This is a genomic window from Marinomonas sp. BSi20584 (assembly GCF_002792415.1).
In the GTDB taxonomy this organism is placed as follows: domain Bacteria; phylum Pseudomonadota; class Gammaproteobacteria; order Pseudomonadales; family Marinomonadaceae; genus Marinomonas; species Marinomonas polaris.
In genome coordinates this window covers 1-22131 of record NZ_KZ454879.1, presented here as the reverse complement: position 1 = coordinate 22131, position 22131 = coordinate 1, and the positions used below count along the sequence as shown (strand labels likewise).

Genomic DNA, 22131 nt, shown 5'->3' with positions numbered 1-22131 from the left:
GCAGTAGCCTGTTTACTAGCCCGTTACAAAGTAACTAATTTTGTAACGGGCTAGTAGTGACTATCATGTTATTTTTCTTATGTTGCATTCTATTTCAAGCGAATAAAATACATGCTCATTGCGCCAAATAGCCAATGTGAAACCAATCTCTTGATAAAACATCGGTTATTTCCTTTCTCTCTACTGTTTGTGAAGTCCAAAATGTCCAGCGTGTTAGCAACCATTGCTCTGGATCTAGACTGCTGATATAGGCTACTAAAATGTTTTCAATGGGAGATAAGGTATCAGTGTCTAACGCCCTTTCCTGTTCAATAATATCGGCAATATTTGAATCTCTAGAGATGTGAATGACTTCTTTTTTAAGGTATTTCGCACTTGTTAGACTTGTTTTATTTGAATAAATAATTGGGATTTCATAACTTATTCTAGGCCTTCCAAAATCTTTCTCTAGCTGCTGATACCCTGGATTTGCTAGAAAAGAGATCATGCCTTCATTACTTTCCCAAAGATAAAAAGGCGCGTACTGATTTTCTTTAGGAGAGTCGAGTTCGTTATCGTCCTTAATTGAATACAAGTAACCTTTAAAGATAAGTTGAGGAAAACCGTTTAATTTAAGGCCGCTTTCTGCAATCCGATTACGGATGATTTGCATGTCGTAATTAGCCGGTAAAGTGAAGCTATATTGCATTACAATCATGGTTACTCTCCTTTCAAGGTAAGGTCGCCATTGCGCCGTTGCTAAATGACCATTCTTCAGTTTGATTTGTTGAAATAATGACCATGAGGTCTGCAGGATTAAGCCCGACAGAGTTATTTAGTTTTGTTGATAACATTTGATAGAAAGATTCTTTGGTTTTGGTGTCTCTAGGTTTACCAGCCGTAACTTCAAATAATAACCAGTTTTTACTTCGAGCTTGGTTTACCTGACAAGCATAATCTTTGTCATAAACACGTTGTTTATCTGTGAGGCGGTTGATGATCTGGAAGCAGTCTTTTTGAGGTACTAAAAACGATTCAGTTAATGCCTCGTGAAGTGATTGAGAGACTTTTTTCACATAGCCATCAGGCTTGTCTGCTGAAATATAAATGTGTGTGAATGGCATTACTTCACCTCTTCTGTCTGTTTCTGTTGTTCTGTTGCGAGATGTTTTTTTAAGCTTGCAAGTCCTGTCGCTGCACAAGGCCAGCCTGCATAAAAGGCTAAATGTGTCATGGCTTCTGCAAGCTCTTCTACACTCAAACCATTCTCAATGGCTTTTTTCAGATGAAACGTTTGCTGTTCTGTTCGGTACAAAGCGGTTAATGCAGCAACCGTAATTAAGCTTCGCTCTCTTGAGCTGAGCTGTGGTCTTTGCCAGACTTGATCGAATAAAATCTCGTCTGTTACTAAGGCAAAGAACGGTGCTATATCTCCAAATGCTTTTTCTGCCTCTGTGGGTTTCATTATTTCTTTATCGAGATTCGATGATGATGTGTTCATGAATTCCCCCTCTAATTAATGCGCTAATGAGTTGATGTGTTGACGTTGGATAATGAGACTAAAGTTTTTCTTATGTTTAAAAAATCAAAATATATGGTAATAATAGTCCTGAAAATCAGGATCAATGTATTAGGAACTTGTCATGCGTAAACCGACGCTAGATTTGGAAGCACTTCGCAGTTTTGTATTAGGTGTTGAGTTGGGTAACTTTGCCGAAGCGGCTGAGCGCTTAAATCGTTCAACTTCTGCAGTTAGCGCTCACTTAAAGAAACTAGAAGCACAGCTTGAGCAACCCATCGTCAAACGATCTGGACGAAGTTTAGTACTGCTTCCGGCTGGCGAAGAGCTGCTTTCCTACGCTAAACGTTTGCTAGCTGTGAACGATGATGCGGTGATGGCATTACGACAACCTAAAGTATCCGGTATTGTTCGAATAGGACTACAAGAAGACTTTGGAGAAAGGTTTTTGACCGATATGCTGGCGCAGTTTAATCGGACGAATCCTGATGTTGTATTGGATGTGCAAGTTTCACGTAATAGAAATTTGATTGAAAGGTTTCAACAAGGAAAGTTGGATCTCGTTTTACTCTGGAATAATACGGAAAGCGTTATTAAGAATACTGAGGTAATTGGTCAATTTCCAATGCAATGGATTGGTGTTCCAGAGGCTCTTGCTGATCCACAAATGCCATTGTCGTTAGTATTATTTGAGAGCCCGTGTTTACTGCGCGAGAGCGCGATAAAAGCGTTAGATGCAAAAGAAATTCCTTGGCGGGTGGCTATGTCTAGTCATAGTTTATCGGGTGTGTGGTCTGCAACAGAAGCGGGTTTAGGCATTACGGTTCGTACTCCAGCCGGTCGTCCTGACTCATTGGTCGTTCTAGAAAAAGAATGGTTACCAAGGTTGCCAGATCTTATGCTTTGTCTTATGCAAGCAGACGGATTGAATACAGCAGCTCAGAGTTTGAAAGAAACCGTACTTACTGAACTTAAACAGGCATTCCCTCGCTGGGTTTATTAATGTGAGCCTGCTTCTAACCTTCCACTGGCACGCTATTTTTTAATCCGCTGTTAAGTCGATTGACGATGCGTTCTTGGGCGCGTTTTAAAAAGTCACTTTGCAGCGGTTGCGCAAAAGACCGTGCGATGGCGACGGTTCCCACTAAGGACACGACGGTCTCTTCTGCAAGTGCTTCGGCTTCTTGGCTACCACGTTTTTTTAGAATCCCTGCAAGACGGTCAACCAGACTGTCAAAACAAGCTTGATAGGCTTGGCGAACTTTCTCTTCTTTGTGTGCGGCATCGGTCACTAAAAACTCCAATGGCGATGGATGTTCTTTGTCGCTGCGACTCCAGCTTAGATAACGAGTAACCAATGCTCTTAGATGTGTTTCATTGTTTTCGGTTTGCTTGTCATTTCGTGCCCAAAAACCATTGGAGGTAGCGAATTGCATGGCGGCTTCGTACAGGCTGCTCTTACCGGAAAAATGCGCATAAAAGGCACCGTGTGTCATATTGGCTTTTTGCATGATTTGGTTAAGCGTGACGCGATCAAAGCCGTTCGAGCAAAATAGTTTTGCTGCGGCTTGTAATATCCGTTGTCTAGTTTGCTCTTTGTGTCTTGGTGTGTAAGACATAGTTAAAACCTCCTAGGTGAGCTCCTGTATATCCCATTGAGACTCCCAGTATAAATCGGAATCTAAATATTATCTTGATCATATATAGACTCACTTTAGCATGGTGGCTTTCTTTCTGCTGAAACTTAAGAGGGTTATCTCATGTCGCTTAAAGAACGTATTGTTATTACAGGTATGGGCTTGGTTTCACCACTTGGCTTAGGTGTGGCTTCTGTCTGGGATCGATTGGTTCGTGGTGAATCTGGCATTCGTTTGTTACCGACGACTTTGTCGGAAGGGCTAAGCACTCATATTGCGGGACAAGTTCCAAGTCATACGGAACAAGCTAATGGTTTGAATGAATCGGACTATCTGTCACCTAAAGATCGTAAACGTGTCGATCTGTTTACATTATTTGCTCTGGCTGCAGCCGAAGAAGCATTAACCCAAGCCGATTGGCGACCAACGACTGCTGAAGACCAAGAAGCAACCGCAACCATCATTGCAACGGGGATTGGCGGCTTACCGACCATTACTCATGCGCAATCTGTTTTAACAGAGCAAGGTGCTCGACGTTTGTCGCCTTTTACGGTTCCTGCCTTTCTTGCCAATCTTGCGGCAGGTAACGTTTCGATTAAATATGGATTTAAAGGACCGATTGGCACTCCGGTGACAGCTTGTGCGGCGGGCGTACAAGCTATTGGCGATGCAATGCGTCTATTGCGTACGGGAGAAGCAAAAGTGGCGTTGGCAGGAGGTACAGAAGCCTGCATCGATCCATTGTCTCTTGCTGGCTTTGGTGCCTTGAAGGCGCTTTCTACGCGAAATGATGCTCCAGCTAAAGCTTCTCGTCCTTTTGATAAAGATCGTGAAGGCTTTGTTATGGGCGAAGGTGCTGGCTTAGTGGTACTAGAAACCCTTGAGCATGCCTTGTCTCGAGGCGCGACACCATTGGCTGAAATCGTTGGTTACGGCACCAGTGCGGATGCTTATCATCTTACGTCTGGCCCAGAAAATGGCGAAGGTGCTGCTCGTGCTATGCAAACGGCTCTGACCATGGCGGGTATTTCAGTTGATCAAATTGGCTACGTGAATGCGCATGCGACATCTACACCGGTTGGTGATCGAGGTGAGATTAACGCCTTGCGTCGAGTGTTTGGTGAAAAAGTCACAGAGGTGGCGATCTCTTCAACTAAGTCCGCGACAGGTCATTTGTTGGGAGCTGCGGGTGGCGTAGAAACTATTTTCAGTGCGCAGGCGTTAATCACTGGCATTTTGCCTCCGACGTTAAACCTTGAGAATCCAGAAGACAGCATGGCCGACTTGGATCTTATCCCATTGGTTTCACGTGAAAAAAGTGTCGAGTACGTGTTGTGTAATGGCTTTGGTTTTGGTGGTGTAAACGCGGCTTTGATATTGAAGCGATATTGATTTATGAAAAGATCACCGTCCATACAAACAACAAAGCCAGTGTATTTCGCACTGGCTTTGTTCCTTTCTAATGATAATGAGCAACCGTTACGAATTAGATGAAAGTTATGAGTCCATTAATTGGCTAGGCAACCAAGTTACCAATTCTGGGAACATCATTACGATGATCAAGACGAAAAGTTTTAACAGCACAAATGGAAGGATAGATTTGTAAATATCCAACATGGTGATGCCCGGAGGTGCGATGCCTTTTAGGTAGAATAAGGCAAAACCATAAGGCGGCGTTTGTACGGCGATCTCAATGTTTAGAATCATCAAGATACCAAACCAAATTGGATCATAACCCAGCGATACAGCGATCGGCGTAAAGATGGGCGCACACATTAAGACGATGATAAATTCATCGATAATGAAGCCCAGCAACAGCATGATTAATTGGAACAACATGATGACGACGATTGGCGGTAAACCCAAATCTTGAGTGAAACCAGCCACCATGTTTTGCACGCCCATCAGCAAATGGAAGTTACTGAACACAGACGCACCAACAATAATCCACATCGCCACACTGACTAGCAACGCTGCTTGCATCCCCGCTTTTTGTACCATGCGCGGTTTGAAGCGTTTAAAGAAAATAGCTAGAACAATGGCACCAACTACACCGATAGCACCAGATTCTGTTGGTGTCGCGATCCCCATGATGATACTGCCAAGCACGGCAACAATCAGCAGCAGAGACAATAAGCCATCGCGAGCGGTTAGGAACTTTTCTTTTGGAGTTGGCTGTACTTCTGGCACCACATCCATCGGCGCGCGCTTTGGGTTTAACTTACACGAAATCACTACGTAAGCGATCAGCAAGACGATAGTGATAAGCGCTGGAATCAAGGCACCGATAAACATGCGCCCTACTGAGTTCTGCGTAGACGATGCAAACATGATCATCGGGATGCTAGGTGGAATCAAAATACCTAAGCCGCCACCCGCCATAATAACGCCCAATGCGAGACGTTTATCATAGCCACGTTCAAGCATCGGACGCAGTGCGATACTGCCTGACGTCATGATGCCTGCGCCAATGATACCCACCATGGCACCAATCATCGAACATACCACGATAACGCTTATGGCCAACGATCCACGTACTCGACCAATTAACATTTGGCTGGCGTTAAACATGGCATCGCCAATGCCAGATCGAGTGAGCAATTGACCCATGTAAATATACAAAGGGATGGCAAGTAGGATAAAACTAAAATGTGTGGATTCTAGCGTGGTAGGAATAACGTTAAATAACGCATCGCCCCAGGTCATATAACCTATGCCCATCGCGATACCGCCAAGCGCTAAACCAACCGGTGCGCCTAAGGCAAACGATGCTATGATGCAGGCGAATAAAATAGCCGTTAATAATTCGATACTAATCATTGTGCGGCTTCCTCTTGTTCTGCCGGTGCTTCTGGTAATAAGGGTTTACCAGTAATGGCTTGGTGTAATGAATCAATCCAATCGCTGGAAAGTTGCAGAATAAGTAGCACACTAGCGATTGCCATCATTAGCCAATAATGATGCATGTGAGGAGCCCATTCACTTTGACGACGGTAGTTAAACTCGAGTGCTTCTTCAAACTTACCTATGCTCATTTTGCAGACGATAACCATAAAGAACATGGCGAGTGCGAATGAAAATAGGTTAAATATGCTTTTCGTTCGAGCTGAGACTTTGTTGTAAAGGATATCGACATTGATGTGGGCACGTTGCTGTTGGGCATAAGCGCCGCCTAATGCCGCAATATAACCAAAGATAAATAACGAAGTGTCGTAGGCCCAAATGGTTGGGCTATCTAAGATGTAACGAGAGAAAACCTCGAAAGCAACGACAAATGCTAATACTGGCATAAGATAGGAAACGGAATTCCCAATGAAAGCCACCAACGCGTGGACTCCAAGACAATAGCGCCTAATCGCAGTCATTATCATTGTTTTGTACCTGTAAGGATGGATCGAAAAAGTAAAACGGCCTTCTTGGTGAAGGCCGTTTTAGTTATTACTGAGTAGATTATTTCTGCTCTTTACGAAGAACGTCAATCAACTCTTTGCTGTATTTGTCTGCAGCTGCGTACTCATCCCAAAGTTTAGAACCTGCATCTTTCCATGCTGCTTTATCTGCTGCACTTGGCTCAGGGCTCCACTGAAGGCCTTTCGCTTCCATGTCAGCAATTGCTTCAGATTCCCAAAGTCTAGACTTTGTCATTTGCTCTTGAGCGTGAACGGTTGTCGCCGCTTTAACAATGGCTTTTAGATCTGCTGGAAGTTTGTTCCAAGCACTTTGGTTAACGATAATAGGTAACACTTGTGCACCAGCTAGAGGAAGTGGGTACATGTATTTCGCTACTTCAACGTGGTTACCATCGCGGTGGTCGATCATGTTAGAACCGATAGAACCGTCGATTACGCCAGTTGAAAGACTTGTGTAGATCTCAGACCAAGCAAGAGAAACAGGAGAAGCGCCTAGGTTACGTAGGAACTTACCGTATGCGCCTGGCGCTCGGATTTTCAAGCCTTGGAAGTCTTCAATAGAATTGATTGGTTTCTTAGTGATAACGTAAACCGCTGGCTGAATGTAAGGGTCAAGCCAAACTAGACCTTGGTCGCCGTACGCTTTTTTAAGAATTGGCGCCCAGCCTTTTTCTTGAAACAAGGTAGTTAGCTCACCAACATCACTTGTGCCACCAGGTAGGCCAATCTCAACCAAACCAGCTGGAAGTTCGCCTGCGTTCAAAGATTGGAACGTCGCGCCCATAGTAATTAGGCCTGTTTTTACTGCACCAAAAATACCAGAAGAACCAACACCTTCACCGTCATAAAGAACTTGTACCTTGATGCGGCCGTCGGACATAGTCTCAATGTTTTTTGCTAAATCTTCATACACAGCACCGAAGGCAGAACCACGGCTGTATAGGTTAGCGAAGCGCCAGTTATAGTCTGCAGCGTTAGCAGAAGAAGCGACAGCGCCTAATCCAAGGGCCACCGCTAGAGAACTTACAACCAATCGTTTTTTTACTTTTAGTATCGCCTTAATCATTGAGCTACCTCGAGAGCAAAAGTGCATAAAAAAGTCACGCCTTTGTGGTTGTGACACCTTGTACTCGATACTTTCAAAAAGCCTAAGAGCAATAAAGCTCACAAAATCTATCTAAAGTTTTGTGAGCATCAAACAATCCAAAAAGCCAAAATTTGTTATAAATCATATAACTAACTGAAATAGAGTGCACAATAAAGAGGCTCAATGACCTAAATCGGTGCAAAAAATAGATTAGTTGAATGCACCAATAGTGTGAATATTATTGATCTATGATGTTGAAAACGTGCATTTTTTTTGCTTTTTTAAATATGCAGTCGAGTCTTTTGCTTGTAATTTATTACCGCCCCAAATTGGGGCTTCGTGATTTTTAGTGGAAGCCCTTTTCAAGGATTTTGACTGTTAAGCCACGTCAAAACCTTGGATTTGGTCGGCTAATTCTTTGGTTTGGTGGTGAACATTTTTATTTGCCATCTGAATAGATTGAGTGGCACTGTGGTTGTCTTTAATGTCATGGGCAATGATGTCCATGTCTTGTGCCATTTGTGCTGTCGTCAATGCGACCTCTTTAATGGCTTGGGTAATTTCTTGCGTATTGTTCATTGCCTCTAGGGTATTTTGCTCGACTTGATGAATCGTCAAGACAGCGTTTTCGCCTTGCTCTTTACTGCGGCCAACTTTACTTAGGCTCAACGTCATGGCATCAATGACAGCTTGAGTTTCCTTCTGAATGTTTTCGACTTTTTCGGTGATGCTGCCCGAAGCTTTGACTGTTTGCTCAGACAGTGTTTTGACCTCATCGGCCACCACGGCAAAACCTCGCCCTGCTTCCCCAGCGCGAGCCGCTTCTATTGCTGCATTAAGTGCTAATAAGCTCGTTTGCTCTGCCACACCGACGATGAGCTCGATAACCACGTCAATCTCTTTAGACAGCGTACCAAGACGAGCGACTCGTTCATTGGTGTCTTGAATAGTTTCCGCCACGTCGCTGATGCTGGTCATGGCATCACGCATCGCACTCACGCCACTGGTTGCGGATTCATAAGCCAGTTTTGCTGCGCTTTGAACGTTTTGTGTCATGGATTGCACCGTATCTGCGGTGGCGGATATTTCTTCTGTAGAGGCGGCCAGAGTGTTACTTCGATCACGAATACGCTCGCTGCCGCTGACAATGATTTGAATACCACTGTCCAACTCATCGGCTGTGAGCACCAGCTTTTCGTTGCTGTTTATTAAATGACTGATTAACAAGCGTAAACTGTCAGACATTTGGTTTGAGGCAATAAAAAGCTGCTGGAACTCATCTGGGTTGCTTGATTTGAGCGTTTGCTGACGTGAACGCAGTTTGCCTTGCGCTACTTCTTTTAATATCGCTAAAACGGCTTTTAGATTGCGATTTAAAGAGCGAATCACCGTCGACAAAATAAGACCGATCACAAGTGCAAGTAAGACACAAGCAATGACCAAAGAGCTGCGCGCTTGCTTGGCGGTTTCTGATGAGCGTATTTGCGCCTGAGCTAGTAAGGTGTTTTGCAGGTAATTAGCACTCTCATCCATGGCGTGGGTATATTGATTACTTAATGATGCGAGTTCGCTTTGCTGTTCTTTTAAGGTAATAGACAGGGTAATAACGGGCACCAATGCGTCCTCATAGGTTTGGATCATTGGGCCAAATACATCGCCAAACCCGATGTTATCGACATTATTTCTCAGTGCCTGAATAGCAGCCTGTAAATCGGCTTGATGTTCTGCATCGCTGTAAGCAAGAAAGTCTTTTTCTCTCGCTCTCACTTCTTTAAAGCTAGAGGCAAAGCTTGCTAATGATTTGAGTTGTTCAGCTAAGGCTTGTGCGGATTGGTTTAAACGCCCCAGCGCGCCAGTTTCGCCGCTTAACCCGAGGGTGGTTAAATTTTGCAGGTGACTTTCAAGTGCCGATAAATAATTAGGCTGTAAGGCTTGGCTATTCTCTAATAACGTCTTGCCTTCGGCATCGAGTAAATCTGCTCTGATGCTAAATCCAGCGGCGGTCTCGTTTTTTATTCTTACTAATGTTTGGCTGATAGCATTAACATTATCAGGTGAAAGCGTTGCCATTTCTCGTTCAAATTTTAGTAAAGCAATTTCAACGTCTTTGACTTCACTGGTTAGCCTGCTCAGCTCGGTGGCATCGTCGGACGCATTCGACATTTGCGACAAGTTATAAATGGAATAAGCGCCAAACCCCGCGTACCCAATACAAACCAAAACAACAATAGCAATTAGCTTTTGACGAACGGATAACGCGATGGACATATCAACCTCCTTTAGACCCTTTCTGAAAAGAAGGGAAGCAATCAAAATGACAAAAAAGGCCTGTTTATCAAGCAAGACAAACAGGCCAAAATAATGTGCTGGAAGAATGAAATGAAAGGCCAGAATTCGACGCTTTATTTCAGGGTTTAATCAAGCGGATACGAATCATCCTGAATGCATAAAACGTCATCATGAAGACATTTTGCTGCGGTAACCGACCTCTCTTACCTTAAAGAAGCAGAAAGGGGGATGAAAGTCGCATAAATCAATGTAAAGTTAGAGAATCAACGAACTAAATTGCGACGATCATTTATTATCTGCGGCCTGTGCTCGTCGTATCATAGCCATACCGCACATCGAACTAACTATTGTTTGGTTTGCACAGGCCTAGAATAATAAAATGTATGTCAGTACACATGGGGAGAGGCGATGAGTGTTAAAAATTACTCACTGGGGCAAGTCGGTGATTATGAGATCAAACAGCTAAAAGTCTTTAAAACCGTAGTCGATTGCGGAGGCTTTTCTGCTGCGGAAACCTCTCTGAATATTGGTCGATCTACCATCAGTCTGCATATCTCCAATCTAGAAGCGCGCCTGAACCTTGTCTTGTGTAAACGTGGACGAGGTGGATTTTCTCTCACGGAAGAAGGCGTTATCATCTATAAAATGACCGAGAATCTACTCGAATCATTAGATGCATTTCGAACCACGGTAAACAACCTAAATGCCAGCTTAACCGGCAAACTGCGTCTTGCCCTTTCCGATAAAGTGAGCCTTGATCCTCGTAGCCATTTCCCTGAAATGATCCAGCGATTTTCGACTGAAGCCCCAGAAGTCTTGATCACGACTAACGTGTCTTCTATGTCTAACATTGAGCGCATGATTTTGAATGATGAAGCCGATATAGGTTTTATTCCCTATCATCGCAAATTGGACGGTTTAAGTTACGTACATTTATACAGCGACGATTGTTACCTGTATTGCGGGAAGGATCATCCATTAGCCACTATGTCCGTTGAAGACCAAGATGAAAAAGTGGACAAATACCCTGCCACTCACGCGGGTTTGAAACCACATGAAGCGGTCAGCGAACAGATTTCCCAGATGAACCTCACGGCGATCTCGTATTTCTATGACAGCCGCTTAGCCTTGATCCTATCAGGTCGATACATAGGCTTCTTGCCTGAACGCTATGCTGAGTCATATGTTGAGTCCGGACAAATCGTTGCCGTAGCGCCAGAAAACCGTTCTTACACCTTAGGTGTTGCCGTGATTTGCAAGAAAACCACCCAACCTAATAAACCCCGCGAATTATTCCTGAAAGTGTTACATCAGACGGTAGAAGAGCTAATTTCTGCACCTTATTGATGTTTTTTTAATAAGACTGTACCTTATTTTAATTAAGGCCAAGGCAGTGGCTGGTGGTTTTCGGTTTTTATGGGGGCATCACTCTGTCCGTTGCTTTCTTCTTTCATCCAGTCGACGAAGGCTTCAATTCGGGCTTTCCTAGGGGAGTTTTTGGCGTAATAAGCGTGAAATTCTATCTTGGTGTTTAATGCTTTTGGGTAGGCTTGGATGAGGGTTCCTTCATCTAGTTCTTTTTGAACCATAAATTTCGGGCATAAAAAGACGCCGTGACCCGCTTTTACCGCGCTGATCCCCATATACCAAGAATTTACTTCTGCCCAAAGAATGCTTTTATTTCGAATAGGGCAAATTGCCAGTTCTTCAAACCAAGTTTTCCATTGATAAGATGAATCGTCTACTTGAATCATCCAACACTTTAATAAATCAGTAGGTTGAAATAAGCCAATTCTTGCGGCTAATGATGGCGAGCAAACGGGGATGATGTCAGATGAGATAAGTGTTCGTTTAACCGTATCTGCTCTATCGACCGTTAGATGCTGATTATCATCGATACCGACATCTATTTTTCCTGCATGTATGTCTCTGCTCTCGTCTGATGAGAAGAGTTTTACGGTGATGTCTTTTTGACGATCTGAGAAGCGCCATAACTTTGGCATCAACCATAAAGACACAAAGCTTTGTAGTCCAGAGACAAGCAATGTTCCTTCAAGCGGTTCGAGTTTGACGCTTTCTAAGCCTTTTCCAATGTGTTCAAACGCTTGATCTAGATGTTCTGCTAGAACTTGCCCTTGGCTGGTTAGCCGCATATCACGCCCAGAACGATAAAACAACGGCACACCTAGGTATTCTTCTAATAAACGAATCTGCTGGCTCACTGCCGCTTGCGATACATTCAGTTGTTTTGCGGCTTTGGTGTAACTTAGTGTCTGGCTCGCTACTGAAAAATAATGGGCGGCTTTGAGGTGAGTAACGCGATTGCTCATAAAACATCATCCATAAGATTTTCTAATCTAACCTGTAAGAATATAGCATTCGTTTTTACCTCTTTTTGACGACACAATAAAGCTCTTATCAACAGGAGGTGTGAGTATGTGGACGTTATTGTTGTGGTTGAATCAGAAAATTTTAGCAAGTTATGAACGGCTAAAGGATAGACATGAAGTACAAAAAGCCAGACGTATCACCAGAAAGCAAATGGCAACTACTCGTCATTTACCGGCTTACTTGCGTCGTGATATGGGGCTTCCGCCCTATACTGAGCGAGGAGAGACACGATCCAAAGATTCTCAGTAACTTCTCAGATTATCTAATGAATACTGTTGTTTTCAACTACAGTATTCAGCGCTGCAAATAAAAAATCCGCATAAAAAAAGCCACCGTGTTACCACAGTGGCTTGCAGCAAGATCATTCTTGCAAGCGGAAGCTTTGTTTACCAAAAGAGCTACTCAAGTGAGTCGCTCCAATAAGAAGCTTATACAAGCTCTTTAAAGCAGCGTTTGAAGATTTCCATACCTTCGTCAATGATGTCCATTTCGATGGTCAAAGCAGGTAGGAAACGAATAACGTTGCCGCGAATACCGCAAGACAACAGCACTAAACCATTTTCAGACGCTTTTGCAGACAGTTTTTTCGCAAGCTCTGGATAAGGCTTATTCACATCGCCGTCATGTACGAATTCCACTGCGATCATCGCGCCTGAGTTACGTACGTCACCGATAATGTTTGGAAAGTCAGCTTGAAGCGCTTTTAGATGCTCAACAAAACGTTTGCCGATTAGCGTCGCACGTTCGCATAGTTTCTCTTCTTCGATAACATCAAAAACGGCTAGGCCAGTCGCACAACCAATAGGAGAGCCACCGTAAGTGCCGCCCAAACCGCCAGGAATTGGCGCATCCATGATGTCTGCTTTACCGACAACAGCAGCTAAAGGTATACCGCCTGCGATGCCTTTAGCTGTGGTCATAAGATCGGCTTCGATGCCTGCTTGTTCATGGCAAAACATAGTACCAGTACGAGCAAAACCAGACTGAATTTCATCAAGGATCAATAGCATGCCGTGATCGTCACATAGCTTACGAAGCTTTTGTAGGAAGCTTGATGATGCTTTGTAGAAACCACCCTCGCCTTGAACTGGCTCGATAATGATAGCCGCCACGCGTGATGGCTCGATGTCGCAAGTAAAGCGTAATTGTAGATCCGCTAGCGCTTCTTCTTCAGTGATACCTAGGTAGTCATTAGGGTAAGGAACATGAAATATATCGCTTGGGAAAGGACCGAAACCAATTTTGTAAGGGTTCACTTTGCCTGTTAAGCCCATGGTCATGTTAGTACGGCCGTGGTAACCACCGTTAAACGCAATGATGCCAGGACGACCCGTGTGAGCGCGAGCGATCTTCACGCAGTTCTCTACCGCTTCCGCGCCGGTTGTGACGAAGATAGATTTTTTCGGTGTATTGCCTGGCGCCGCCGCGTTTAGCTTCTCAGCCAACGCCACAGCAGATTCGTATGGGCTGACCATCACACATGTGTGACAGAAACGCTCTATTTGCGCCAGTGTTGCAGCTTTTACCTTTGGATGGTTATGGCCCGTGTTAACAACGGCGATACCTGCACCAAAGTCGATATATCGTTTGCCTTCCACGTCCCAAATTTCTGCATTTAGAGCGCGGTCAACATACACTGGTGCCATATTAGCTTGGCCACGAGCGATGGCACTTTCTTTGCGTTTTTGTAGATCAGCGTTTTTCATTTTGTCTTTCACCTTTAGAGCAAGCTCTATGTACATGAAGCGGCGCCAGCACCGCTTGTTAATTTAGATAAGAGAGGTTGAGTAAGGTAGAACCTTACGCCAAGCCGCCCATGCACAAGTATTTGATTTCAACGTATTCGTCGATGCCGTACTGAGAACCTTCACGGCCACTACCAGATTCTTTCACACCGCCGAATGGCGCAACTTCACTGGAAATAATGCCTTCGTTGATGCCCACCATGCCGTATTCCAAAGCTTCAGAAACACGCCAGATACGCGCAATATTTTGGGAATAGAAGTAAGACGCCAAGCCAAATGGGGTATTGTTTGCCATGGCAACGGCTTCATCTTCGGTTTTAAATTTGAACAGCGGAGCAACTGGACCAAAGATCTCGTTAGAGAAAATGTCCATATCTTCGGTAACGCCAGTCAAAATGGTTGGTTCGAAGAACTGCGTGCCAGCAGCCGTGGCTTTTGAGCCGCCGATTAGTGCTTTCGCGCCTTTTGCCATAGCGTCGCCAACAAGTTGCTCCACTTTGCTGATTGCCGCTGGATTGATTAGCGGACCAATGTTGACGCCTTCAGCAAAACCATCGCCAGTTTTGAAGGTAGCAACACGCTTAGCCAGTTTTTCTGCGAAGGCATCGTACACGCCTTCTTGCACTAAAATTCGGTTTGCACAAACACAAGTTTGGCCTGCATTGCGGTATTTAGATGCAATCGCGCCTTCTACTGCGGCATCTAGGTCGGCATCGTCAAACACGATGAAAGGTGCGTTGCCGCCCAGCTCCATCGAAGTACGTTTAACCGTTTGCGCGCATTGAGAAAGCAACAACTTGCCGACTGGTGTAGAACCGGTGAAAGATAATTTACGCACGGTTGGATGGCCTGTTAATACGCCGCCAATAGCTTTTGCATCTTTACCGACAACAACGCTCAATACGCCTGCTGGAATGCCTGCTTGATGCGCAAGTTCAGCCAGAGCCAAAGCACACAAAGGGGTTTCGTCAGAAGGCTTGATGACAATCGCACAACCTGCTGCAAGCGCAGGACCTGCTTTACGAGTGATCATGGCTATTGGAAAATTCCATGGCGTAATTGCCGCCACCACACCAATAGGCTGTTTAATAGTTAATACGCGCTTGTCTTTGGCGAAAGTAGGAATAACATCACCATTCAAACGACGTGCTTCATCTGCAAACCAATCAATAAAAGACGCGCCATAAGCCACTTCGCCTTTCGCTTCAGCAAACGGTTTACCTTGCTCCAAGGTCATCAAGGTCGCTAAGTCGTCTTGGTTGTCCAGAATGAGTTGGTTCCAACGACGCAATAGTGTCGCGCGCTCTTTCGCTGTGCGACCTTGCCATTCTTTTTGCGCTTTTTCGGCAGCTTCAACGGCAAGCGTTGTCTCTTCTGCGCCTAAATCCGCAACATCGATAATGTGTTCGCCATTCGCCGGGTTTGTAATTGCGAAGGTCTTGCCAGACTTGGCTTCTACCCATTCGCCACCAATGTACGAGCGGCTTTTAAGTAGAGAAGGTTGAGATAGTATCGCTGTCATAAAACACTCCAGACTAGACTGCGGAGAATGGTTAGTAAGTGCGCTTCGAAACGCTGCACTTTTAATACCAATCGATAGTAGGCAATGGCTACAGTTTGAAAAATGAGAAGCTATCAACTCAATGTTTGATGTTATTCAAACATTAGGCTGTTAGCGTTAGTGCGAAGGTTTTTAATAAAAGTTGTAAGTGGAGCAATGAAAGCTTTCTGAATGCCAAATGGATTATTTCGTTGTTAAAAATGAAATTGATAGCGATTCTCTTTTGAAATATGATGCGATATCAAAAAAAGAGCCGTCTTATGCTGTTTCGCCATGTATCTATTTATGTAATTTCTCTTTTATTGTCATTATCTTCTTGGGCCTATCCAAGCATTCAAGATGAAAATGGTACTTTTACGCTTCCCAGCGAGCCTAAGCGCATTGTTGTTTTAGAGTTGTCTTTTGTGGATGCGCTTGTTGCGGTTGGTCTCTCTCCAATTGGCATTGCGGATGATAATGACCCTAATAATTTACTCCCAGAAGTTAAGGCGAAACTGAAACCTTGGACCTCTCTAGGAATGCGATCACAACCAAGTATGGAGAGAATTGCCGAACTACAGCCAGACTTAATTATCGCGGATTTTCAGCGGCACGCGGCGGCCTACGATAATCTATCCCGCATTGCCCCAACTTTGCTGCTAAAAAGCCGTGGTGAAAGCTATTTAGACAGTCTTGCGTCTGCTGAAAAGATTGGAATTATTGTTAATAAAAACGCAGAAATGCAGGCAAGGCTTAGCGAACATAAAGCCATCATGGCTAGCTATCGAAAGGTATTTGAAAAAATGACGTCGGTCGGAAGTGTACAGTTTGCGATTGTTAGTGCTCGGGGCATGTGGTTGCATGGGCCAGACTCATACGCTGGCGGGGTGTTAAATGCTCTGGGATTAGCCAGTCCAATTCCTGATGATGGCAACATGCCATATTTAGCCAATAGCCTAGAATTATTACTCAAGGTGAATCCTGATTGGTTGTTGATCGGCTCATATGGTAATCACACGGTCCTGGATGATTGGCGTACTAACCCATTGTTTCAGTTACTTACCGCAGAGAAGAAAAATCAACTTATCAAAGTCTCACCCGAGTTATGGTCTTTAAACCGAGGCATTCTTGCTGCAGAAGGGATAGCTAAAGATCTCAACCGGGTTCTGTCCCCCTAAAATCATTATTTATTAATCTATTACCTCCTCAAATGGCGTTTACCCTGATTCTACTCACTTTATATTTTCTTTTGTAAAACACGTTGCGCAAGTTGCAACGTGCCATTTCTGTTTGTAAATAATAATGATATGTGTTCTTATTATCGAAAAGTAAATGTATGTAAGTTTACTTGTCCTACGCATTTCATCTCAATATTCAATATTTGTGGAAAACAATAATGATAATCAAATCTTTCATTTTGACGCCTTTGGCTGTCGCTATTTCTTTGGCTTCTTTTTCTGCCCTCGCTCAAGACGGTAATGTTGGAGATTTATCTGAATCTGTGCCAGATGAAGTTATTCCTTTGGTGGTTCAAGGTTATAAAGGGTATGCGCAGGAATTACCGACATCGGGTAGTAAATCTGATGCTGAATGGTTAGATATTCCACAATCTGTATCCGTTGTAACGGATACAGAAATGAAAGATCGTGGTGCGGTCAGACTGGTTGACGCATTAGATGGTGTTGCGGGTGTTAACAATACGCTGGGTGAAGGCAGCCGAGATCAGTTTGTGATTCGGGGTTTTGATGCGATTCGAGATATTTACCGAGATGGCTTAAGAGACGATGGTAATTTGCAGTCGTATCGTAGTTTAGCCAACGTAGAACAGGTAGAAATAGTCAAAGGCCCTGCTGGAGCCTTGTACGGACGAGGCTCCGCCGGCGGTATTATTAACCTAGTTACAAAACGAGCCAATGGCGATGAATTTACGCGTTTATCCACCAGCTATGGCAGTAACGATAAGTTCTCAGGCTCAATCGATACGTCAACTAAATTAACCGACACCATTAATGGCCGCCTTAACGTAGAAGTACGTCGTTCGAACTCTTTTGTCGATTATGTTAATTCAGACGATTATTTTATCGCTCCAACATTTCAATTTAAGCCATCGGATGATCATACGGTCAATTTAGATATCGAAGTCATGCATCAAAACCTTGTGCCTTATCGCGGCATACCATCTAAAGATGGCAAGCCAGTGGATGTCTCTCGTCACACATTTTTTGGTAGTAAAAACGATTACCAAGAATCTGACAGCGTTAGAGTAGCGATAGACGATGAGCTTAAGTTTGGTCCTGATATTACATGGAACAATCGAGTTGCCTTTACAAGAGTGACTTTGGAGCAACAAGGCACTCGACAAACCACATCAGCAGTAACCAGTGCCAATACAGTGGCTCAAACGGTGAACGATTTTGGCTACGACCCTCGTACTACGGCGACACTTCAGTCCGAGTTGAAATGGGATGTAGGCAATCAGCAATTATTATTTGGTGCAGATTACAATCAAATCGATATTGATTTGAACTTAAGAAATCAAAGTTTGCCAGCAAAAAGCATTGATGACCCTATAGCAGATAACGTTGCTAGCCCAGGCTTTCCCGCCTCTCGAGAGAATACGACTAAAACCATCGGTTTATATGTCCAAGATATTGTTACGCTAGGTGATTGGTCATTCACCGGGAATATTCGTCAAGATCATATGGATTTAGATCAAACGACAGCAGCCGGTGTTAAAAGTAATAATGACGATGATAAGACCAGTTATCGTCTTGGTGCGGTTTATCGTATTACCGACAATATGTCTGCTTATACAACCTTCGCCAAATCATGGCAGTTACCTTATGGCGGTAGCTTTATTAGCCCTACGCTTGCTGAATTCTACTCCACGAAATTAAAAGAAGTGGGGGTTAAAGCTTACTTGCTTGATGACGCTTTAATGCTAAATGCGGCAGTGTTCCAAATTGATCAAGAGCAGCCTCAAACTGACACGAACGGCTTTATTGTCAACAAAAACCAAGAGCGCCATCGAGGGATCGAACTTGAAGCTCGTGGACAATTAACCAAGCAATTAAGCGCAACGGCTAGTTATACCTACCTTGATGCAGAAGATCGCGACACAGGTAAAAAACCAAACGATGTGTCCGATCAGCTTATTTCTCTAGGCACGACTTATCAACTTAACGATACATGGCGTTTTGGCGGCAGCGTGAAATATGTGGGAGACCGTTACGCTGGTAACAACGAAGCCGTAGATCTAGGCGACTACACCACAGTCAACGCCATGGCGTCTTATCAAACCGGCAAACATCGTGTGCAATTTAATGCATACAACATTTTTGATGAAAAGTATTACCTAGGCTCCACAGATGGCACATCCGGTATCAACTCGATTGGCTACGGCTCACCAGCTGAGTTCATGGTCAGTTACAGCTATGAGCTATAAATCAGAAAATTTTGTCATTCCTACCTCCTAAAGGAAACGTTTTTATATGTTTATCCAAGAATCGTCTGTTTTAAGTAGTACGACATTCCGCTATTCAATTTTGGCCTGTTCTATGATGTTTGGCTTGTCTGCTCAAGCGGCTAGCGACGTGACAGAATTAAAGGCACTTACAGTTAACGCGAGTGTAATTGGTGAATCAAAAGAATCGGACGTAAAAGAATACGCAGGTAGCCGGACTGTTATTTCTGCTGAACAGATGACTAAAACAGCAGCAAAATCCATTGATGATGCTCTACAGCAAGTTCCGGGTGTAAAAGTACAAGATGAAACCGGAACGGGTGTGTTACCGAATGTCTCTGTTCGTGGTTTGAGTGCCAGCCGTAGTGGACAAGCTCAGTTTTTAATGGATGGAGTGCCATTAACACTCGCACCTTACGGTCACACTGGACAGTCCGTTTTCCCTGCAACCTTGTCATCATTAGAGCGTATTGATGTGGTTCGCGGTGGGGCTGCGGTTCAATATGGTCCTAATAACGTCGGCGGTGTGATTAACTTGGTGACTAAGTCAATTCCGAGAGAATGGGAGTCGAAAATTAGCAATAGAATCACTGGATTTGAGCACAGCAGTAATATGCTGAATAACTTGTATTTGCGTACTGGCGGTTGGGTGACGGATGATTTTGCTATACAGGTTGAAGCAAATACTCAAAATGGTGACAGTGCTCGTGATCACTCCGATACCGATATCCAGAATTTCCAAATTAAAACCGATTGGTTAATCAGTGATACCCAGGAACTACAAGCGTTTGTACAGCGTTATGATGCCGATACGCAAATGCCGGGAGCGCTATCGCCACAAGCATATAAAGAAGATAGAACGCAGTCTCAGCGAACCAACGATACTTATGAAGCCGATGCCACACGTTGGCATTTAAAGTTTTTACAAGATTTAGACTGGGGCAACGCCGCGCAATTTGAAGTACTGACCTTTGGTCATCGTGATACACGCAATTTTGTATGGGGTTACAACGGAACTTCTGGCGTAGCTTGGTCTGATCCACGGTTTGCTTCTACTGATATCCGTAACTCGCCTCGTGAATTCAATGTGTTTGGGGTGGAGCCCAAATTATCTGTGGCATTTGGTTCACCTGAGTCAGTGACGCAAAACCTTATTGTAGGTATGCGTTATGTGAACGAAGACATCGATTATCAATTACGCCAAACTTCAATTTCTACAGGTGCGGTAACGGTACCTCGTGATTGGCAAATGGATACGGATGCGGTTGCAGCTTATGTGAGTGATGAAGTTGGTTTGATGAATAATCGCTTGAAAGTCACACCCGGTGTCCGTTTTGAATCGGTTCATATGAATTATCAAGATAATGGTACGACCAAGGAACAGAGAAGCAATCAGATTAACGAAGCCTTACCTGGATTGACGGTTGCTTATAGCTTGACGGATGACTGGGTGTCTTACGCCAATGCACAAAAATCCTTGCGTGCACCGCAGATTTCATCAATCCGTGGCGATGGAAATAAAGACGGCGAATTGTCCTGGAACTATGAAGTCGGCGCGCGTTATACCCATGGACGAAACGCTTTTAATGTTGCTTTGTATCGAATTGATTATAAAGATCAGCTGGAATGGATTGCTGGAGAACAAACCTTTGAAAATGCGGGTAAAACTCTTCACCAAGGCGTTGAGTTATCCGGTCGCTATGGGCCAGAATCTTTGCCTGACTTGAGTTTAGGTTTGGCTTATACCTACCTAGATGCGACTTATGAAGAAGGTGCGAATAAAGGTAATCAGCTGATTGACGCTTCAAAACATCAGCTTTCTTGGGATGCGAGTTATAACTTTGCTGGTTACCAATCTACTGTGTCTGGCTATTACTACAGTGACGCTTTCTCTGATGCGAGTAACACGACTGAGGAAGATGCTAATGGATCGACAGGTAAAATTCCGTCTTATACGGTTTGGAATCTTAACGTCAGCAAAGATCTTTATGAAGCGGGTAAAACCAAGTTGAGTATTGATGTCGCTGTAAACAACGTATTTGATAAGGAATACTACTTCCGCGGCGTTGATACCAGTCCTGTTGGTCGTTACCCTGCCCTAGGCCGTACTTATAGCGTGACAGGTAATCTTACGTTCTAAATGCATCGATCGGCTTAAAATAATTTAAGATATGAGCTATAAAAAAAGCGCCGTTAACCTCACGTTAGCGGCGCTTTTGCGTATAATAGCCCAATCTTCCACACTTTAGATTGTGAAGTGTTTAGGCCGCGAAGGCTTAGCTCACGAAGGAGTAAGAGATTGGCGCAGAAAAGAGCTGTGGTTCGTCAGAGTTTTCCCGATATTATTGCGGCAGATTTGCGTCAGCGTATTTTGTCTGGTGACCTTGCTGAAGGTGAACTCATTCGTCAGGAGTTATTGGCGGAAGAATACGATGTCTCGCGCATGCCAATTCGTGAAGCGTTGAAGCGTCTTGATGCAGAAGGGCTGGTGGTGTTTACCAACAACCGTGGCGCCACCGTGACCAAACATACTTTAGAAGAAGTCGCTGAAATCTTTGATGTACGAATGATGCTAGAGGTGGATCTTTTCACTCGTGCTATCCCCTTGATGCAAGGCGAACATTTTGAGCTCTGCGAGAGTATTCTTAAAGAGATGGAATTGTCCTATCAAAGTGGCGATGTCGCGGCTTGGGGACCTTTAAATGCAAGGTTTCATAGTGCACTTTATGCTGCTTCCGACAGGAAACTCACAAGTAACTTATTAGAGCGTGCAAGCTTACAATCCAATCGCTATGTGAGTATGCACATTGATCAGTTGAATAAGTCAAAAAGCGCCCAGCAAGATCATAGCGATTTACTAATGCTAGCTCGCCAACGAAACGTCAATGCAGCCGCAGACAAGCTCCGCTCTCATATTGAAAATACCAAGTTCCAAGTGCTTGAATGGATTACCGCAGCGCGGCGGTAGCGTCCCTAACCGCTCTAATGTAGGTCGGCCTTCAGGCCGTCAAAAAATCTGATAACACCAAATCCAAGTCCCTGACGCGCTAAAGCACGACCTTGTATCTCTT

General features: G+C 44.1%; 19 protein-coding genes. 8 read left to right on the top strand and 11 right to left on the bottom strand.

Annotated features, from left to right (window positions below):
• Window positions 1-115: 115 nt before the first annotated feature.
• Genes TY87_RS11595 through TY87_RS11585 form a run of 3 tightly spaced genes read right to left on the bottom strand, consistent with a single transcriptional unit; the run spans window position 116 to window position 1480 of the window.
• A complete protein-coding gene (locus tag TY87_RS11595; protein WP_100187201.1) occupies window positions 116-697 on the bottom strand; it encodes a DUF4865 family protein in 582 nt (193 codons plus the stop codon).
• Between the two features lie 13 nt (window positions 698-710).
• Window positions 711-1103 (bottom strand): tautomerase family protein, encoded by a 393-nt coding sequence (locus TY87_RS11590; protein ID WP_100187200.1) that lies wholly within the window; start codon window positions 1101-1103, stop codon window positions 711-713.
• Window positions 1103-1480, bottom strand: coding sequence for a carboxymuconolactone decarboxylase family protein (locus TY87_RS11585; protein ID WP_084122291.1), 378 nt, complete (start codon window positions 1478-1480; stop codon window positions 1103-1105). The genes TY87_RS11590 and TY87_RS11585 overlap by 1 nt, the downstream gene beginning before the upstream one ends.
• 142 nt (window positions 1481-1622) lie before the next feature.
• Here TY87_RS11585 and TY87_RS11580 point away from each other — a divergent pair, with 142 nt between their 5' ends.
• Entirely contained in the window at window positions 1623-2501 is an 879-nt protein-coding gene (locus tag TY87_RS11580; protein ID WP_100187199.1) for a LysR substrate-binding domain-containing protein, read from the top strand.
• A 13-nt stretch (window positions 2502-2514) separates the two neighbouring features.
• Here the strand turns inward: TY87_RS11580 and TY87_RS11575 are convergent, their stop codons facing one another.
• Window positions 2515-3117, bottom strand: a complete 603-nt coding sequence (locus TY87_RS11575) for a TetR/AcrR family transcriptional regulator (RefSeq protein WP_100187198.1) — start codon at window positions 3115-3117, stop codon at window positions 2515-2517.
• A 141-nt stretch (window positions 3118-3258) separates the two neighbouring features.
• Between TY87_RS11575 and fabF the strand changes: the two genes are divergently transcribed.
• Window positions 3259-4527: a beta-ketoacyl-ACP synthase II gene (gene fabF / locus TY87_RS11570; protein WP_100187197.1), complete on the top strand. Its 1269-nt coding sequence runs from the start codon at window positions 3259-3261 to the stop codon at window positions 4525-4527.
• 105 nt (window positions 4528-4632) lie between these two features.
• Here fabF and TY87_RS11565 read toward each other — a convergent pair whose 3' ends face one another.
• The 4 genes from TY87_RS11565 to TY87_RS11550 form a co-directional block, all read right to left on the bottom strand.
• Entirely contained in the window at window positions 4633-5955 is a 1323-nt protein-coding gene (locus TY87_RS11565; RefSeq protein ID WP_198432078.1) for a TRAP transporter large permease, read from the bottom strand.
• Complete coding sequence (locus TY87_RS11560) at window positions 5952-6506, bottom strand: TRAP transporter small permease subunit (protein WP_072839285.1); 555 nt, start codon at window positions 6504-6506, stop codon at window positions 5952-5954. Before TY87_RS11560 ends, TY87_RS11565 begins: the two co-directional genes overlap by 4 nt.
• A 79-nt stretch (window positions 6507-6585) precedes the next feature.
• Window positions 6586-7611 carry a TRAP transporter substrate-binding protein gene (locus TY87_RS11555; protein ID WP_175550754.1) on the bottom strand — a complete coding sequence of 342 codons (1026 nt, stop codon included), beginning with the start codon at window positions 7609-7611 and terminating at the stop codon, window positions 6586-6588.
• Between the two features lie 399 nt (window positions 7612-8010).
• Window positions 8011-9900: a HAMP domain-containing methyl-accepting chemotaxis protein gene (locus TY87_RS11550; RefSeq protein WP_100187196.1), complete on the bottom strand. Its 1890-nt coding sequence runs from the start codon at window positions 9898-9900 to the stop codon at window positions 8011-8013.
• Between the two features lie 429 nt (window positions 9901-10329).
• On the opposite strand from TY87_RS11550, the gene TY87_RS11545 reads away from it, so the two are divergent.
• Entirely contained in the window at window positions 10330-11268 is a 939-nt protein-coding gene (locus TY87_RS11545; RefSeq protein WP_072839283.1) for a LysR family transcriptional regulator, read from the top strand.
• A gap of 32 nt (window positions 11269-11300) precedes the next feature.
• Here TY87_RS11545 and TY87_RS11540 read toward each other — a convergent pair whose 3' ends face one another.
• The gene (locus TY87_RS11540; protein ID WP_100187195.1) at window positions 11301-12251 is read right to left on the bottom strand and encodes a LysR substrate-binding domain-containing protein; all 951 of its coding nucleotides are present in this window, start codon (window positions 12249-12251) and stop codon (window positions 11301-11303) included.
• 106 nt (window positions 12252-12357) lie between these two features.
• Between TY87_RS11540 and TY87_RS11535 the strand changes: the two genes are divergently transcribed.
• Complete coding sequence (locus TY87_RS11535; RefSeq protein WP_100187194.1) at window positions 12358-12561, top strand: hypothetical protein; 204 nt, start codon at window positions 12358-12360, stop codon at window positions 12559-12561.
• Between the two features lie 179 nt (window positions 12562-12740).
• Here the strand turns inward: TY87_RS11535 and gabT are convergent, their stop codons facing one another.
• Both gabT and TY87_RS11525 read right to left on the bottom strand, forming a co-directional pair.
• Window positions 12741-14018: a 4-aminobutyrate--2-oxoglutarate transaminase gene (gabT, locus tag TY87_RS11530; protein WP_100187293.1), complete on the bottom strand. Its 1278-nt coding sequence runs from the start codon at window positions 14016-14018 to the stop codon at window positions 12741-12743.
• A 94-nt stretch (window positions 14019-14112) separates the two neighbouring features.
• A complete protein-coding gene (locus TY87_RS11525; protein ID WP_100187193.1) occupies window positions 14113-15579 on the bottom strand; it encodes an NAD-dependent succinate-semialdehyde dehydrogenase in 1467 nt (488 codons plus the stop codon).
• Between the two features lie 299 nt (window positions 15580-15878).
• Between TY87_RS11525 and TY87_RS11520 the strand changes: the two genes are divergently transcribed.
• The 4 genes from TY87_RS11520 (at window position 15879) to TY87_RS11505 (ending at window position 22028) form a co-directional block, all read left to right on the top strand.
• Window positions 15879-16775 carry a Fe(3+) dicitrate ABC transporter substrate-binding protein gene (locus tag TY87_RS11520; RefSeq protein ID WP_198432077.1) on the top strand — a complete coding sequence of 299 codons (897 nt, stop codon included), beginning with the start codon at window positions 15879-15881 and terminating at the stop codon, window positions 16773-16775.
• Window positions 16776-16993: 218 nt separating this feature from the next.
• Window positions 16994-19042: a TonB-dependent receptor gene (locus tag TY87_RS11515; protein ID WP_084122289.1), complete on the top strand. Its 2049-nt coding sequence runs from the start codon at window positions 16994-16996 to the stop codon at window positions 19040-19042.
• Between the two features lie 46 nt (window positions 19043-19088).
• Entirely contained in the window at window positions 19089-21200 is a 2112-nt protein-coding gene (locus TY87_RS11510; RefSeq protein ID WP_100187191.1) for a TonB-dependent receptor family protein, read from the top strand.
• Between the two features lie 159 nt (window positions 21201-21359).
• Window positions 21360-22028: a GntR family transcriptional regulator gene (locus TY87_RS11505; RefSeq protein ID WP_100187190.1), complete on the top strand. Its 669-nt coding sequence runs from the start codon at window positions 21360-21362 to the stop codon at window positions 22026-22028.
• Window positions 22029-22131 lie beyond the last annotated feature (103 nt).

What these genes read in the sequence shown, in the direction of transcription:
- TY87_RS11525 (WP_100187193.1), bottom strand. Translation starts at nt 15,579, where the DNA reads ATGACAGCGATACTATCTCAACCTTCTCTACTTAAAAGCCGCTCGTAC.
- TY87_RS11555 (WP_175550754.1), bottom strand. Translation starts at nt 7,611, where the DNA reads ATGATTAAGGCGATACTAAAAGTAAAAAAACGATTGGTTGTAAGTTCT.
- TY87_RS11580 (WP_100187199.1), top strand. Translation starts at nt 1,623, where the DNA reads ATGCGTAAACCGACGCTAGATTTGGAAGCACTTCGCAGTTTTGTATTA.
- TY87_RS11565 (WP_198432078.1), bottom strand. Translation starts at nt 5,955, where the DNA reads ATGATTAGTATCGAATTATTAACGGCTATTTTATTCGCCTGCATCATA.
- fabF (WP_100187197.1), top strand. Translation starts at nt 3,259, where the DNA reads ATGTCGCTTAAAGAACGTATTGTTATTACAGGTATGGGCTTGGTTTCA.
- TY87_RS11575 (WP_100187198.1), bottom strand. Translation starts at nt 3,117, where the DNA reads ATGTCTTACACACCAAGACACAAAGAGCAAACTAGACAACGGATATTA.
- TY87_RS11535 (WP_100187194.1), top strand. Translation starts at nt 12,358, where the DNA reads ATGTGGACGTTATTGTTGTGGTTGAATCAGAAAATTTTAGCAAGTTAT.
- TY87_RS11585 (WP_084122291.1), bottom strand. Translation starts at nt 1,480, where the DNA reads ATGAACACATCATCATCGAATCTCGATAAAGAAATAATGAAACCCACA.
- TY87_RS11560 (WP_072839285.1), bottom strand. Translation starts at nt 6,506, where the DNA reads ATGATAATGACTGCGATTAGGCGCTATTGTCTTGGAGTCCACGCGTTG.
- TY87_RS11595 (WP_100187201.1), bottom strand. Translation starts at nt 697, where the DNA reads ATGATTGTAATGCAATATAGCTTCACTTTACCGGCTAATTACGACATG.
- TY87_RS11515 (WP_084122289.1), top strand. Translation starts at nt 16,994, where the DNA reads ATGATAATCAAATCTTTCATTTTGACGCCTTTGGCTGTCGCTATTTCT.
- TY87_RS11590 (WP_100187200.1), bottom strand. Translation starts at nt 1,103, where the DNA reads ATGCCATTCACACACATTTATATTTCAGCAGACAAGCCTGATGGCTAT.
- TY87_RS11540 (WP_100187195.1), bottom strand. Translation starts at nt 12,251, where the DNA reads ATGAGCAATCGCGTTACTCACCTCAAAGCCGCCCATTATTTTTCAGTA.
- gabT (WP_100187293.1), bottom strand. Translation starts at nt 14,018, where the DNA reads ATGAAAAACGCTGATCTACAAAAACGCAAAGAAAGTGCCATCGCTCGT.
- TY87_RS11520 (WP_198432077.1), top strand. Translation starts at nt 15,879, where the DNA reads ATGCTGTTTCGCCATGTATCTATTTATGTAATTTCTCTTTTATTGTCA.
- TY87_RS11510 (WP_100187191.1), top strand. Translation starts at nt 19,089, where the DNA reads ATGTTTATCCAAGAATCGTCTGTTTTAAGTAGTACGACATTCCGCTAT.
- TY87_RS11550 (WP_100187196.1), bottom strand. Translation starts at nt 9,900, where the DNA reads ATGTCCATCGCGTTATCCGTTCGTCAAAAGCTAATTGCTATTGTTGTT.
- TY87_RS11545 (WP_072839283.1), top strand. Translation starts at nt 10,330, where the DNA reads ATGAGTGTTAAAAATTACTCACTGGGGCAAGTCGGTGATTATGAGATC.